The sequence below is a fragment of the Catenibacterium sp. GCM10023432 genome (genome assembly GCF_042651925.1).
In the GTDB taxonomy this organism is placed as follows: Bacteria; Bacillota_I; Bacilli_A; order Erysipelotrichales; family Coprobacillaceae; genus Catenibacterium; species Catenibacterium mitsuoka.
On sequence record NZ_JBHSEB010000043.1, the window covers coordinates 25124 to 40111 of the forward strand.

The 14988-nt window shown below is 34.4% G+C and carries 15 protein-coding genes; 7 read left to right on the plus strand and 8 right to left on the minus strand.

The window, feature by feature from the left end; all coding sequences use genetic code 11:
- The first annotated feature begins 151 nt into the window (after positions 1–151).
- The 3 genes from ACFOZZ_RS06310 (at position 152) to ACFOZZ_RS06320 (ending at position 4422) form a co-directional block, all read left to right on the plus strand.
- Positions 152–2566, plus strand: coding sequence for a glycyl radical protein (locus tag ACFOZZ_RS06310; protein WP_376814911.1), 2415 nt, complete (start codon positions 152–154; stop codon positions 2564–2566).
- Positions 2567–2579: 13 nt separating this feature from the next.
- Positions 2580–3260, plus strand: a complete 681-nt coding sequence (locus tag ACFOZZ_RS06315) for a fructose-6-phosphate aldolase (protein ID WP_055234779.1) — start codon at positions 2580–2582, stop codon at positions 3258–3260.
- Positions 3261–3327: 67 nt separating this feature from the next.
- Positions 3328–4422, plus strand: coding sequence for a glycerol dehydrogenase (locus ACFOZZ_RS06320; RefSeq protein WP_376814912.1), 1095 nt, complete (start codon positions 3328–3330; stop codon positions 4420–4422).
- 16 nt (positions 4423–4438) lie between these two features.
- Here the strand turns inward: ACFOZZ_RS06320 and ACFOZZ_RS06325 are convergent, their stop codons facing one another.
- The 6 genes from ACFOZZ_RS06325 to ACFOZZ_RS06350 form a co-directional block, all read right to left on the minus strand.
- A complete protein-coding gene (locus ACFOZZ_RS06325; protein WP_022424163.1) occupies positions 4439–4585 on the minus strand; it encodes a hypothetical protein in 147 nt (48 codons plus the stop codon).
- A 120-nt stretch (positions 4586–4705) separates the two neighbouring features.
- On the minus strand, positions 4706–5503 hold the full coding sequence (locus ACFOZZ_RS06330) for an MBL fold metallo-hydrolase (protein ID WP_055234412.1): 798 nt from the start codon (positions 5501–5503) through the stop codon (positions 4706–4708).
- On the minus strand, positions 5500–6072 hold the full coding sequence (locus ACFOZZ_RS06335) for a phosphatase PAP2 family protein (protein ID WP_055234410.1): 573 nt from the start codon (positions 6070–6072) through the stop codon (positions 5500–5502). Before ACFOZZ_RS06335 ends, ACFOZZ_RS06330 begins: the two co-directional genes overlap by 4 nt.
- The gene (locus ACFOZZ_RS06340; RefSeq protein ID WP_376814913.1) at positions 6069–6644 is read right to left on the minus strand and encodes a sugar O-acetyltransferase; all 576 of its coding nucleotides are present in this window, start codon (positions 6642–6644) and stop codon (positions 6069–6071) included. Before ACFOZZ_RS06340 ends, ACFOZZ_RS06335 begins: the two co-directional genes overlap by 4 nt.
- Positions 6641–7240: a PTS sugar transporter subunit IIB gene (locus ACFOZZ_RS06345; RefSeq protein WP_376814914.1), complete on the minus strand. Its 600-nt coding sequence runs from the start codon at positions 7238–7240 to the stop codon at positions 6641–6643. Before ACFOZZ_RS06345 ends, ACFOZZ_RS06340 begins: the two co-directional genes overlap by 4 nt.
- The gene (locus ACFOZZ_RS06350; protein ID WP_376814915.1) at positions 7233–8978 is read right to left on the minus strand and encodes a M3 family oligoendopeptidase; all 1746 of its coding nucleotides are present in this window, start codon (positions 8976–8978) and stop codon (positions 7233–7235) included. The genes ACFOZZ_RS06345 and ACFOZZ_RS06350 overlap by 8 nt, the downstream gene beginning before the upstream one ends.
- A gap of 73 nt (positions 8979–9051) precedes the next feature.
- On the opposite strand from ACFOZZ_RS06350, the gene ACFOZZ_RS06355 reads away from it, so the two are divergent.
- From ACFOZZ_RS06355 to ACFOZZ_RS06370, 4 genes are all read left to right on the plus strand, one after another.
- Positions 9052–10803, plus strand: a complete 1752-nt coding sequence (locus ACFOZZ_RS06355; protein WP_376814916.1) for an aminopeptidase P family N-terminal domain-containing protein — start codon at positions 9052–9054, stop codon at positions 10801–10803.
- Between the two features lies 1 nt (position 10804).
- The gene (locus ACFOZZ_RS06360) at positions 10805–11725 is read left to right on the plus strand and encodes an aldo/keto reductase (RefSeq protein WP_376814917.1); all 921 of its coding nucleotides are present in this window, start codon (positions 10805–10807) and stop codon (positions 11723–11725) included.
- Between the two features lie 12 nt (positions 11726–11737).
- A complete protein-coding gene (locus ACFOZZ_RS06365; RefSeq protein WP_376814918.1) occupies positions 11738–12355 on the plus strand; it encodes a flavodoxin family protein in 618 nt (205 codons plus the stop codon).
- 109 nt (positions 12356–12464) lie between these two features.
- Positions 12465–12737, plus strand: a complete 273-nt coding sequence (locus ACFOZZ_RS06370) for a hypothetical protein (RefSeq protein ID WP_040390046.1) — start codon at positions 12465–12467, stop codon at positions 12735–12737.
- 21 nt (positions 12738–12758) lie between these two features.
- Here ACFOZZ_RS06370 and ACFOZZ_RS06375 read toward each other — a convergent pair whose 3' ends face one another.
- Both ACFOZZ_RS06375 and ACFOZZ_RS06380 read right to left on the minus strand, forming a co-directional pair.
- Positions 12759–13736, minus strand: a complete 978-nt coding sequence (locus tag ACFOZZ_RS06375; RefSeq protein WP_278860818.1) for a Gfo/Idh/MocA family protein — start codon at positions 13734–13736, stop codon at positions 12759–12761.
- An 11-nt stretch (positions 13737–13747) separates the two neighbouring features.
- Complete coding sequence (locus ACFOZZ_RS06380) at positions 13748–14770, minus strand: Gfo/Idh/MocA family oxidoreductase (protein ID WP_147556558.1); 1023 nt, start codon at positions 14768–14770, stop codon at positions 13748–13750.
- Between the last annotated feature and the right edge of the window lie 218 nt (positions 14771–14988).

Consider the following 14988-nt stretch of genomic DNA (forward strand, 5'->3'; position numbering starts at 1 on the left):
TTCTACTTATGATTCGCAATATAAATGTTTCATATGAAAGTTTACAATATTATTTTCATAATTTATAGTTGACTGATAACGCTTTTATGCGTATGATGTGCTTGTAATGAAAGATATAAAACTTACGTATGAAACTTTAGGAGGAATAAAAATGGAAAATACTCAGCATTTTGGTCAGTTAACTGAAAGAATGAAAGCTTTCAGAGAAGAAGTATTAGATGAGAAGCCTTATGTAGATGGAGAACGTGCTGTTCTTGCGACTGAGGCTTATAAGGAGAACTTAAATCAGCCACGTGTGATGGTGCGTGCAAGAATGTTGAAGAAGATTCTTGAAAACATGTCTATCTATATTGAAGATAAAACACTTATTGTAGGTAACCAGTCTACAAAGAATTGTAATGCGCCAGTATTCCCTGAATATACAATGAAGTTCATCATGGATGAATTAGATCTTTTTGAAAAGAGAGATGGTGATGTATTCTATATTACTGAAGAAACAAAACAGCAATTAAGAGATATTGCACCTTTCTGGGAAAATAATAACCTACGTGCAAGAGGTGAAGCTTTACTACCTGATGAAGTGAGTGTATTTATGGAAACAGGTGTCTTTGGCATGGAAGGTAAGTTGAATGCAGGGGATGCACATCTCGCAGTCAACTATGAACGTATTCTTGCACAAGGCTTAAAGGGTTATGAAGCTTATACAAGAGAAATGAAAGAAAAGCTTGATTTGGCTCAGCCTGATAGTGTTGATAAGTATATGTTCTATAATTCAGTTTTAACTGTTATTGAAGCAGTGCATACATTTGCTCTTCGTTATAGTTCTCTCGCAAAGGAAATAGCAGAAAAAGAAACAAATCCTTCAAGAAAAGAAGAATTATTAGAAATAAGCAGAATTTGTGCAAAGGTGCCTTATGAACCAGCACATTCATTCCGTGAAGCAGTACAGTCTGTATGGTTTATTCAGTTGATTCTTCAGATTGAATCAAATGGTCATTCATTAAGTTATGGTCGTTTTGACCAGTATATGTATCCTTATTACATCAAGGATATAAATGATAAGAAGATCACTGAAGAAGAAGCATTAGAACTTCTTACTTGTTTATGGATCAAGACACTCACAGTCAATAAGGTACGTTCACAGGCTCATACATTAAGTTCAGCTGGTTCTCCAATGTATCAGAATGTCACTATTGGTGGTCAGACTACTGATAAGAAAGATGCAGTGAATGAATTAAGTTTTGCGGTATTAAAATCAGTGGCTCAGACAAGACTCACTCAGCCTAACTTAACTGTACGTTATCATGCAAACTTGAATAAACATTTCTTTGATGAATGTATTGAAGTAATGAAGCTTGGATTTGGTATGCCAGCCTTAAATAATGATGAAATCATTATTCCTTCATTTATTAACTGGGGGGTTAAGGAAGAAGATGCTTATAATTATAGTGCTATCGGATGTGTAGAAACAGCTGTTCCTGGTAAATGGGGATATCGTTGTACAGGTATGTCTTATGTCAACTTCCCAAGAGTATTATTATGCACAATGAATAATGGTGTTGACTTAACTACAAACAAACGTTTCACTAAGGGCTATGGTTACTTTACTGAAATGGAAACATATGAAGATTTACTTGCAGCATGGGATAAAACAGTAAGAGAAATGACACGTTATAGTGTTATTGTAGAAAACTTTATTGATAAGGCATCTGAAAGAGATGTGCCTGATATTCTATGTTCTGCATTGACTGATGATTGTATTGGTAGAGGTAAGACTATCAAAGAAGGTGGTGCAGTGTATGACTTCATTTCAGGTCTTCAGGTTGGTATTGCGAATATGGCAAACAGCTTGGCAGCCATCAAGAAGCTTGTTTATGATGAAAAGAAGATCACAAGAGAACAGTTATGGAATGCTATCTTAGATGATTTCCAGTCACCTGAAAACAAGAAGATTCAGGAAATGTTGAATGATGAAGCACCTAAGTATGGTAATGATGATGATTATGCAGATAACTTAATTGTAGAAGCATATGATTCTTATATTGATGAAATCAAAAAGTATCCAAATACTCGTTATAATAGAGGTCCTATTGGTGGTATCCGTTATGCAGGTACTTCTTCAATTAGTGCTAATGTAGGTCAGGGTATGGGTACAATGGCTACTCCTGATGGAAGAAATGCACATGAACCGCTCGCTGAAGGATGTTCTCCAGCACATAACACAGATAAGAATGGTCCTACTGCAGTATTCAAGAGTATATCTAAGCTTCGTACTGAAAAGATCACAGGAGGCGTACTTCTTAACCAGAAGATGACACCTCAGATGCTTTCTACAGAAGAAAATAAACAGAAACTAGAATTATTGATTCGTACATTCTTTAATCGTCTCCATGGTTACCATGTACAATACAACATTGTTTCTAAAGAAACACTTATTGATGCACAAAAGCATCCAGAAAATCATAAAGACTTAATTGTACGTGTTGCAGGATATAGTGCATTCTTCAATGTATTATCTAAAGCAACTCAGGATGATATTATCGGTAGAACTGAACAGAGTTTATAGGAGGAGAAAAACAATGGAATTTATTATTGATACAGTAGATTTAGAAGAAATTAGAGATGCAGTGGATCACTTACCAATCGTAGGTGTCACTAGTAATCCAAGTATTGTAAAGAAGACAAGCCCAAAGGATTTCTTTGGACATATGAGAGAAATCAGACAAATTATTGGTGATGAACGTTCTTTGCATATTCAGGTCATTGCGACAGAAGCAGATGAAATTGTGAAAGAAGCACACAAGATCTTTGAAGAAGTAGATGACAAGGTATATGTAAAGGTCCCTACTACTTATGAAGGTGTTAAAGCTATGAAGATCTTAAAGGCTGAAGGTAAAAAAGTAACTGCCACAGCTGTTTATGATTTGATGCAGGCTTATATGGCCTTAGCTGCAGGTGCTGATTATATTGCACCTTATACAAATAGAATTGGAAACTTAGGAAATGATCCTTTTGAATTAATGGCTCATTTATCTAATAGAATTGTAGAAGATGGTTATGACTGCAAGATACTTGCAGCAAGCTTCAAGGGCGTACAGCAGGTAAGAGATGCATTTAATGCAGGTAGTCAGGCTATCACTGCACCAGTCAGCGTATTAAAGGCAATCTTTGAAAATCCAAGTATTTCTAAAGCTGTGACTGATTTCAATAATGATTGGTATTCAGTATACGGAGAAGACAAAGGTCTTTGCGATATGTAAACAATGAGGAGAAAATTCTCCTCATTGTTTTTTTCATGTTTTATAATAAAAATAGGAGAGTGATAATATGAGCAAAATGATTGGTGCACCAACAAGATATAGACAAGGTAAAGATGAATTAAAATGTCTTGGTGATGATTTAAAGGACTATAAAAGAATTGTCGTTATTACAAGTGAAAATCTTAAAGAAATGTTTATACCTCAGATAGAGGAAAGCTTACATGAACAGGAAATGACAGTTGTATTGTTTCAAAATGAATGTAGTATGAGTGAGATTGAAAGAATACAACATATTGTAGAAGAAACAAATAGTGAAGTGATTGTCGGTGTCGGTGGAGGAAAGGTATTAGATACCACTAAAGCATGTGGTTATTATGCGAAAAAGCCTATTGTCGTTATACCTACTGCAGCGAGTACAGATGCCCCATGTTCTTCTTTATCAGTAATTTATCATGATGATCATACGTTTGATCATTATTTATATTTACCTAAGAGTCCAGATCAAGTGATTGTGGATACACAGGTCATTGCGAATGCCCCAGTAAGATTACTGAGAGCGGGTATTGGTGATGCATTTAGTACTTATTTTGAAGCAAAGGCTTGTTATGTGAGTCATAGTGAGAATTGTCTTCATAGTCAGGTGACAAGAAGTGCTTTAGCAATATCTAAAGCTTGTTTTGATATTGTCTATTCTTATGGATTGCAGGCTGTAGAAGATTGTAAGCAGCATAAAGTCACAGAAGCACTAGAAAATGTGATAGAAGCTAATATTTATTTAAGTGGTATTGGTTTTGAGTCTGGTGGAGAAGCTGTAGGTCATGGCCTGCATAATGCATTCACTCTTATTCCTGAAACAAAGAGTAAGATGCATGGTGAAAAAGTGGCTTTTTGTACACTTGTACAATTGGTATTAGAGAATACTCCTAAAGATACATTAAAGAGCTATTATGAGTTCTTAGAAGCATTAGAGTTACCTACTACACTCTCTGATTTAGGGATGAAAGAAATAGATGAAGAAGCATTACTGCATGTATGCTTAGAAGCAGTTAAAGAAGGATCTACGACATTAAATATGCCTTTTGAAGTGACTTCAAAGAATTTATTAAAAGCTATTATCAAAGCAGATCAATATGGACAGAAATGGAAAACCTCTGGAAAATAATCCAGAGGCTTTTCTATTAGAAATACAATTTTGCGATAATCGCAATAAGAACGATAATGATAACTACAAGACTATATGCCACTGTCATCGCGCCATAGCCTTGCCAATCTTTTTGAAGTTCTTTTGTCTTTTCTTCTGAAATGACGCGTTTCTTTTTACTCATAATCATCATCCTTTCTTTCAAGTTTTATATCTATTTATATTATATACTACTTGTTAATTAATATATATATCGCACTTTTTTCAAAAAATAATTAATATAAAAAGCTATCAAATGATAGCTCTAAAATTCCATTACTTCTAAATCATCAGGAACAAATATATTTCCTGTATAATAGTGTGCACCTTCTGCCTTGTAGAGTTCTTTACGATTGTCTACATGATCATCTTCTGTATGATAGAGTACAAGATTCTTAATATGAAGTTTCTGCGCAAGTTCACAGGCATCTTTCACTGTTGAATGATGTTTTTCATAAGGATGTCTGAAGTCTCTTTCTTCATATAAACAGAATGCTTCATGCAAGAGTACATCTGCATTTTCTGCATAGACTTTCTCTTCTTCACAATAAGGTTCATCACCACAACATGTCAGCTTCTTACCATCATATTCCATCATGAAGCCAAACTGCTTAGCTTTAGTAGAATGGATATCAAAGAAAGTGACTGGATGTCCCATAATTTCTTTAGTTTCTTGATCCTTCACTTCTACTAAGTGAAGTCTTTTTCCAATTAATGCACTCTGTTTTGGTACAAGAAGTGTGTCAGCCATATCTTTCAAAATATGAATGACTTCATCATGACCATAGATATAAGCATCACCTTCATATTTACCTGCATTCATGAACTGTGTAATCATACGCATCATCCAGACCATACCTAATAGATGGTCAATATGCTTATGAGTCAAGAAGATATGCTTCATATCCTTCCAGTCATATCCTGCATTTTTTAGCTGAGTTAGGATTTGGTTTCCTCCTCCTGCATCAACCATAAAGTATTGATGGTTGTCTTCTAAGACAAAACATGTGTTATAAATCTTAGTGACTAAGGCATTCCCCGTACCTAGCATTGTTAGTTTCATGTTCTTCCTCCCAATAATTTACTCTTATAACATATCAAATATGAAATAAGACCAGATATTCCGCCTACCATAATACCACCTAGAATATCTGTTGGGTAGTGCACCATGAAATAATTACGACTTAGTCCCATTAATGCGACAAAGATAAAAACTAACCAGCTGTATTTCTTATTACATGTTAAGAATATACACATCATAACAGCCATAGTGGCTGTAGTATGTCCTGAAGGAAATGAGAATTCTTTATAATGTAAGCTTCCTACATACTTCCACCAGTTATAGTATTCGTCCACACCGGATAAATAAGGACGATGACGTCCTATCGCATTCTTTAAAAAGAGACTTGTAAAGATAGCGCCTATTGCAAGACTAATGAGGATACATATACCGAGTTTTCTTGTCTTTTTAAAATAAATGAGTACTAGGGATAAAGCGATAAAGAAGATGCCTTTATCACCAAAATAAGAGATAAAGCGAAAGAATGGTGTGAGTGCACCGTTTGTACTTTCGGCTAGATGATGAAGGAAATGAAGGAGTGTATAGTCATATAATTGTCCTAATTCTCTCATTTTCTCATCAAGTCCTTATCATCAATTGCGCTAATAACACGACATGGATTGCCTCCCGCAATCACAAATGGTGGGATGTCATCCTTTACAACTGATCCTGGTTCAATAATAGATTCTCTATTGATCTTTACACCTGGATAAATAATACTATTTGAACCAATGCATACTCCTTCATAAATACGTACTGGTAGTGTACTTTCTAATCCTTTTGCACGATCCTGGCAACTGATTGGTGTAACTGATGTGAGTATTGTGACATTATATCCAATAGTCACATTATCGCTAATAGACACTATTCCACTATCATCAATAAAGAGATTATCTTTAGAATAGAAGTTCTTCCCTAAAGAAATATTATAACCATATGTACAATGAAAAGGTTGTTCAATAAAAGCTTCATTCCATTCATTTAATAGTTTATCTAGTATAAGATTGATATCATCTCTTTTTAGCGGTGAAAGAGTGTTTAACTCATGACAGAGACTCTTACAATAAAGACGATCATTATAGAGTTCTTTTGAAAATGGCTGATAGAGTTCACCAGAGATCATATCGCTTTTTGTATCACTCATTCGTTATTCCTCCTATAGTAATATTGAATCTGTTTGTATAATGCGCCACAATCATATGTCGCAAAGACCTGAGGATCAATCACACCTACATCTTTATGTGTCAATGTCTCTATCTCTTCTTTCTTATAACCCATTTGTGGTGCTAATAATACAACATCATAATAGAGACACTTCTTTTCCACAGTATGAACTGCTGCCCCTTCTATAATCAATGGGAGGTTATTTTTTAAAATATAGTTCTGCATCTTTTCCTTAAAGAATCCTGATGTCATTCCCCCACTACAGCATAATATCACCTTCATTGGTTCGACTTTTTCTTCTATGAGTTTATTGATCATACATTGATAAAGTTCTAAGGCAATAGGAAATGTAGTCAATGGAAAATGAAGATAAAAGATCTGCTTATCATCGCTGATGATTTCTTCTTCTATCATGCCTATATCATGGAAGTGAATAGATGCTGTACGTGATTGAAAAGTAATGTGATATTCATTGTCATTGAATACTGTTTGAAAACGAGAATCATCTTTTAACTGGAAATAGAGATATCGCTTATAGACTTCTAGATTTTCTTTTTGATAGAATGTATCAATCATGTTTGTATTCCTCTAGAAGCGTTCTAAATGTATCAATATCTTCTTTGATGATATCAATAGAACTCTGCCAGAATGATTCATCTGTGAGATCTATATCAAGTGTTTTCGCAATATCTTCTAAATCCATCTTACCTGTGACCGAAAGGAATGTTTCATAATCCTCTGGGAAGTGTTCAGTATCTTTTTGATAACGTGCATAAAGTCCTTTCGCAAGTAATGAACCAAAGGCGTATGGGTAGTTATAGAATGAATAGTCTGAATCATAATAATGAGGTTTCCATGTCCACATATATGGATGGAGATAATTATGATCTAATCCATCACCATACGCTTCTATCTGTGCTTGAAGCATGATTTTCTTTGTTTCTTCCGCACTCACTGGTCCTTGTTTTCTTGCTTCAAAGAAGCGGCTTTCAAATAAGAAACGAGAATAAATATCGCAGACCACCTGTACCGCATTACTTAATGTATTCTCTAATATCACAATCTTTTGAGTAGGTGTTGCTGATTTTAATGCACCTTTTCCCACTATTGTTTCACAGAAGTTAGAAGCTGTTTCTCCAATAGGCATTGGATAATGGGTATTCAATATTGTTTGATCACCTAAACATCTTCCATGGAAACCATGACCAAATTCATGGGCTACAGTAATCACATCAGAGAAATGATTTCCATAGTTGAATAAGAAACGACTTTGTTTCAAACCTCTAATATTTTCACAGAATGCACCACCGACTTTATTTTCTCTTGGATAGACATCAGCCCAATGATTCTTAATTGCATGAGTCGCAAAATCACCTAAATGTTTTGAGAATGTGTAGAACTGATCCACGACAAATTGAGAACCTTTCTCAAATGGATAGTCTTCATCATCTTCAACAACAGGCGCATAAAGTTCAAACCAAGGTAAGCCGTTCTGATAGCCTAGATAGTCTGCCTTGATTTTAAGGTATTCTCTTATTTCTGGCATATTCTTTTTCATAACTGAAAGTAATGTATTAAGAGTCTCCATCTTTAATCGTGATTTGATACATGATTCTTCTAATGGTGATTCATAACCTCTCAGTTTACTTGTATAGAGTACTTCACCCTTGATTCCACTTAAACATGTCGCAATCGTTTCTTCATATGGTTTATAGGCATCTAGTTCTGCGAAATAAGCTTTCATTCTTGTCTGCTTATCGGGACTATGAGCCATGTTCAGTACTTCAGTAAGTGGATAATCATATCCATCTATATTCACTTTAATAGAAGATACAACCGCATCCTTATGCTTCATCCAGGCATAAGAACCTGTATTTTTCATATGGGCTATGATTGATTCCTGTTTTTCATCTAATACATACTTCTGTTTATTTTTAATTTCATGAAGAATATAAGCATGTTCCTTGATAAAAGGATCCTGACAACTATCTAAATCAAATTCCGCAATATAGGCATTATTCTTAATATCTTCCCCTACCATTGAGGCAGTTATATTATTTAATTGATCAAGATAACGTGCTGCTTCCGCATCATCTGTATGAGCTGATAAAGAAAGCTGTATAAAAAAATGAAGCCTTTCTACTCTCTTTTCAATTTCTATTTTTGTCTCTATTATTTTATGTAATGCCGCTTCTGTTTTCTCGCTTCTATAAGTGGAATAGTTCTTATTTAAATCCTTAAGAGTGTTTAAATCTTCTTGAAATTTTTTGTCTTGAAATGACGTATATAGGGCATCAAGATTCCATTCGTTCATTATTAATCATCTCCTAATTGTATTATACCTTATCTCCCTCATTTGTGTTAAACTTATCATGGGTGATAAAAAAATGATAAAAGAATTACAGAAAAGATTAAAAGAACAAAATATCAAGTTCTATTATGTGCCTACTGATGATGATCATCAGAGTGAAATTGTAGGCGAACATGACCAATTTAGAAAGTATCTAAGCGGCTTTACGGGTTCTGCTGGAGTCCTAGTTGTAGGACAGGAAGAAGCATGGTTATGGACTGATGGACGTTATTTCATTCAGGCCGAAAAAGAACTCTATCCTGGTATTAAACTCATGAAGATGGGTAATGCAGATGTTCCTAGTGTGAAGGATTTCCTCATTGATCATCTTGATGATGGTGATGTACTTGGCTTCAATGGTAAAGTAACAACTGCTTCATTTATCATTGATTTAGATGAAGGTAGAGAAACTGATTTTGAATTAAAAGACATCGATATGACTGATGTATGGACAAATCGTCCAGAACGTTCTCATGAACCTGCTTATATCTATGATGTGAAGTATCATGGACAAAGCACAGCACAAAAACTTGATTGGATTCGTGGTTATATGGAGGAAAATGAATGTAATGCGCATATCATTACATCATTAGATGATATTGCATGGACATTCAATATTAGAGGCAAGGATATTCCTCATTCTCCAATGGCTATGGCATTTAGTATTATCACTTTAGATAACGCTTATTTATATCTTCAGGATGGTACTTATGATGAAACAATGATTGAAGCTTATAAGAATGATGGTGTTGAAATCCGTTCTTATGATGATATCTATCTAGATACAAAGAGATTAAGTGGTCAGGTACTTGTAGACTTAAGTGCCATCAACTATGCCATCTATTCATTTATTGACTGTGAAATCATGGAAGGGTCTAACCCATCACAATACTTCAAGAGTATTAAGTCAGATGTAGAAATTGAAAATACAAAGCATGCACATTTAAAAGATGGTGTAGCAATGACTAAATTCATGTATTGGTTAAAGACTTCTATGCCTGATGATGCGACTGAATGTTCTATTACTGATAAGTTATTAAGCTTTAGAAAAGCACAGGAATTATTTACTGATATTTCATTTAATACAATTACTGCTTATAAAGAAAATGCGGCATTAATGCACTATCATCCTTCTCATGAACATGATGTTCATGTTAAAAAAGAAGGTATGCTTCTTATTGACTCAGGTGGACAGTATTTAGATGGTACAACTGATATTACACGTACATTCATCTTAGGTGAAATCAGCGAGACTGAAAGAAAATACTTCACATATGTATTAAAGGCTATGTTGAAGATGCAGGAAGCTGTTTTCTTATATGGTGCAAATGGTATCTGGATTGATGGTCTTGTAAGATATGAGTTATGGAAGCAGCATATTGATTTCCAGTGTGGTACAGGTCATGGTGTCGGTCATTTCTTAAATGTCCATGAAGGGCCAAATGATATTAGACCACGTTTACGTGATCCACGAAAGCCTTCTGCAATTCAGGAAGCAGGTATGATTACAACGGATGAACCTGGTGTCTATATCGAAGGCCAGTTTGGTATCCGTTTAGAAAATGAATTATTATGTGTTGAAGATATCAAGAATGAGTATGGCCAGTGGATGAAGTTTGTACCTCTTACTTTATGTCCTATTGACTTAGATGGTCTTGATGTTTCTTTACTAACGACTGATGAAAGAGAAGCATTGAATAAGTATCATGAATTCGTAAGAGAATCATTAAAGCCATACTTAACTGATGAAGAAAATGAATGGTTAAAGACTTATACAAGAGGTATTTAATATGAAGTACTATGATCTACCAAAAACCAATTTAAAAGTATCTGAAATCGCCTTGGGCTGCATGCGTATTGCAGATAAGAGTATTGAGGAAGTAGAAGAACTTGTGAAGACTGCATTAGATTGTGGTATTAACTTTTTTGATCATGCTGATATTTATGGTGGAGGAAAGTCAGAAGAGTTATTTGGACAAGTTCTTGAAAAACATCCTGAATATCGTGAAAAGATGATTATTCAGACAAAGTGTGCCATTGTACCTGGGAAACGTTATGACTTTTCTAAAGAGTATATTATGAATGCCGTCAATGGGTCATTAAAAAGACTCCATACTGATCATGTAGAAATTCTTTTATTACATAGACCTGATGCATTATGTGACCCTCAGGAAGTGGCAGAAGCATTTGATGAACTGTATGTTAGTGGTAAGGTCAAATACTTTGGAGTATCTAATCATACACCAGGACAGATTGCCTTATTACAGAAGTATACTAAACATCCTATTATTACTAATCAGTTACAGCTTTCTATTGTGCATTCTGTGATGATTGATAGTGGTATGAACATGAATATGAAGGAAGACTTTGCGATTGATAAAGATGGCGGTGTGCTTGACTATTGTCGTTTAAATGATATTACAATCCAGGCTTGGAGTATTGTGCAGGCATCCTGGGCTGAAGGGACTTTCTTAAATCATCCTGATTATAAGAAATTAAATAACGTTCTTGATGATTTAGCAAAGAAATATAATGTTACTCCTGCCACAATTGCGACTGCATGGATTTTAAGACATCCTGCCCATATTCAAGCTATTACTGGTACGACTTCTCCTAAACATTTAATTGAAACAGCAGAAGCTGCGAATATCGAATTAACACGTCAGGAATGGTATGATCTTTATCTAGCAAGTGATAAACCTTTACCATAAGGGGGTAAATCTATGAAAGTACTTATGATTAATGGAAGTTCTCGTAATAATGGCTGTACACGTGCAGCTTTAGATATTATGGCTGAAACATTTAAAGAAGAAGGTATTGAAACAGAAATCATCTTTATTGGCAATCAGCCTATTGCGGATTGTATGAACTGTAAGAAGTGTGTAACTGAACATCAATGTATATTTGATGATGTAGTCAATGAAATCACTACAAAAGCAAAAGACTGTGATGGCTTTGTCTTTGCCTCACCTGTCTACTATGCTCATCCGAGTGCAAGATTACTTGCGGTATTAGATAGAGCCTTCTACTCAAATAAGAGTGTCTTTATCTATAAACCAGGAGCTTGTATCTTTAGTGCAAGACGTGCTGGACAGGTGGCAAGCATGGATGTTGTCAACAAACATTTCAGTATTTCTCATATGCCTATTGTATCTGCCAATTATTGGAATGAAGTCTTTGGAAGTGAACCTAAAGATGTTTATAAAGATGCAGAAGGTGTTGCGACTATGCAGAATATCGCAAAAAATATGAGCTGGCTTCTTAAGTCTATTGAAGCAGGTAAAAAAGCTGGTCTTGAAAGACCAGAACTTTCTACTGGACATACAAATTTCCATCACTAAGAGAAGAATTTTTCTTCTCTTTTTTATATATTTGTAAGCGCTTGTTATATTGACGATTGTTTATATGAGGACTAGAATACAGTTGTATATGGGGAAAGAAGGCATTTCAATGAGTAACTCTATCATGATGCGATTAATTAAGTGTTTATCAATTATAATGTTAGTGATTGGCTGTGTTCAGCCAACCTCTGTACAGGCTTATTCACCTGTTCTTACAGAAACAGTTCAAAATACAAATAATACAAATAAGAATGCTTCAGTAACAGTTCAAGAGAAAGATCAACCTAAGCAGAATACTTTAGAACTCTTTGTGATTACTGTCTTAGTCACAATTCTTATTCTATTTTTTGTTGGAATAGTTCATAAAGATTTAAAAATATAAAAAAGAGATGTTGAACATCTCTTAGTCAGCAGGGAATATAACCCCTGCTTTTTTTCTCGCTTCAGTAAGTACTTCCATAACATCTAATGTATCCTGTAAAAGTGCAGCCATCTTTTCTTTATCATTTGTTTCAATGATTTTCTTTAATTCCACAAATTCATAATACATACGGTTATGTGGTCCGTTTTCGTTATAAGTCACTTCTTCCTGCTTATTAAAAGCCATCTGGAATTCAGTAATCTGACTTGATGGACTTCTCATGACAATATAACCTTCATCTCCCTGAATAGTAGAAGCTAGCGGTGCCTGGCAATCCTTTGCGGCAACACAAACTGCTTTCATATAACCATAATCCATCACAAGTACACCTGATGTATCAATACCTCTTTCAATATTAGGATAATAATCCACGTTTTCTGGTTTACCAAACAATTCCATAATAAGATTGATGTTATAAACACCTAGATCCATTAAAGAACCACCTGAATGATTTGGATCAAAAGCAGGCGCAATATCTCCTTTTTTAAAACGATCATATCTTGATGAATATTGTGAGAAGTTAAAGTTAATCACACGAATATTGCCTAGTTCCTTTACCTTTTCTTTTAGCAGATAAGTGTTAGGGAAGAATCGATTAGGAATAGCTTCTAAAAGGAATAAATCCTCTTTCTTAGCAATTTCCTTGAGTTCTAAGGCCTCTTTGAGGTTAGTCGTGAATGGTTTTTCACATATCACGTTTTTACCTGCAAGAAGCGCTTTTTTAGACATAATGAAATGTAAGTCGTTTGGTACAGCAACATAGATAGTATCAATATCTTTATTTTCCAACATTTCTTCATAACTTAAATAATAACGTTCAATTGGATACTGAACACAAAGATTCTTTAAGTTTTCTTCATTACGTGCTGAGATACCTAATAGTTCAATACCGTTTAATTCATTAAACATCTTTAAAAAGTCTTTAACGATCATTCCTGATCCTACAATACCAAGTTTCATAATATACCCTCCTACTTTAATCCTTTGATTGCATCTTCTAATATCTTCATCTGTAATAATGTTTGTTCCTTAGTAACAAGCTGTGGCTTATGATTGATGATTGTTTCATACAATGCATCATAGTAGTAACCATAATCACCTTTCACTGTCTCGATCTTCTCTTCATGATAATGACCCTCTTCATCATAGATAAGAGTGCCATAATCATCTGGCGTATCTAAGCCAAAGTCATCATGTTCATAAGGCATATAGAAATGTTTCAAATCCGCTTCCTGACGGTCTTTTTTCGTTTTAGTAAACATTCCCTTCTTACCATATAAAACAAAGCTAGGACGCTCTTTTATACGGAAATATGATGATTTTACTGAGACCTTTAGAGTTCCATAATAAAGATCTAAATCAAAGTAATCATTCATACGTCCTGTACCTAATAATTGGCGTACATCGTAATGTGCATGATCTGGTTTACCAAAATAAGAGATCACCTGATCTAAGGTATGACAAGCATGACCATAGAGATAAGAATCAATTACTGAGAATTCATGAATGCTTTCTGGTACTTCTGGACGATAGTAATCAAAATGCATTTCTAATTCTAATAGGTCCCCAAGTTTTCCAGATTCAATGACCTTTTGAACAGTTAAGAAGTCACTATCAAATCTTCTATTTTGATAACATTGAAGCATGAGTCCTTTAGACTCAGCTAAATCAAATAGTTCTTTTGCCTGTGCATAACTTGCTGCGAATGGCTTTTCTACTACGCAATGTTTTCCTGCTTCTAATACCTTTTTTGCATATTCATAATGAAGACTCGATTTTAAAGTCACTACAATAACCTGAATGTCTTTGTCATAGAGTAATTCATCTAAGTTATCTGTATAGTGAATTTCTTCTATTTTCTTCCAAGTATCAAAGTGAATAGAACGGTTATAGATTGTCTTTACTTTAATTTTATCTTTTCTAGTGAGTATAAATGGCATATGGTAACGATTCGTGCTTTTCCCATTTCCAATAAATCCAATTGTAAGTATCATATATGTTCCTCTCTTCTTCACTACTATTCTTTATTATTTGAAGATCAATTACAAGTATTCACATTAGAATCGTAAAAAAAGTACGTAATACATGTAAATAACTTTTTTAAGAGAGAACTAATAGTTCACAAAAAAAGAACCCGAAGGTCAATGTCATTAAGTTAAGAATTGACAGCTATCAAGGCATACAAACAAAATGTATGCCTTTTTTATTTTCT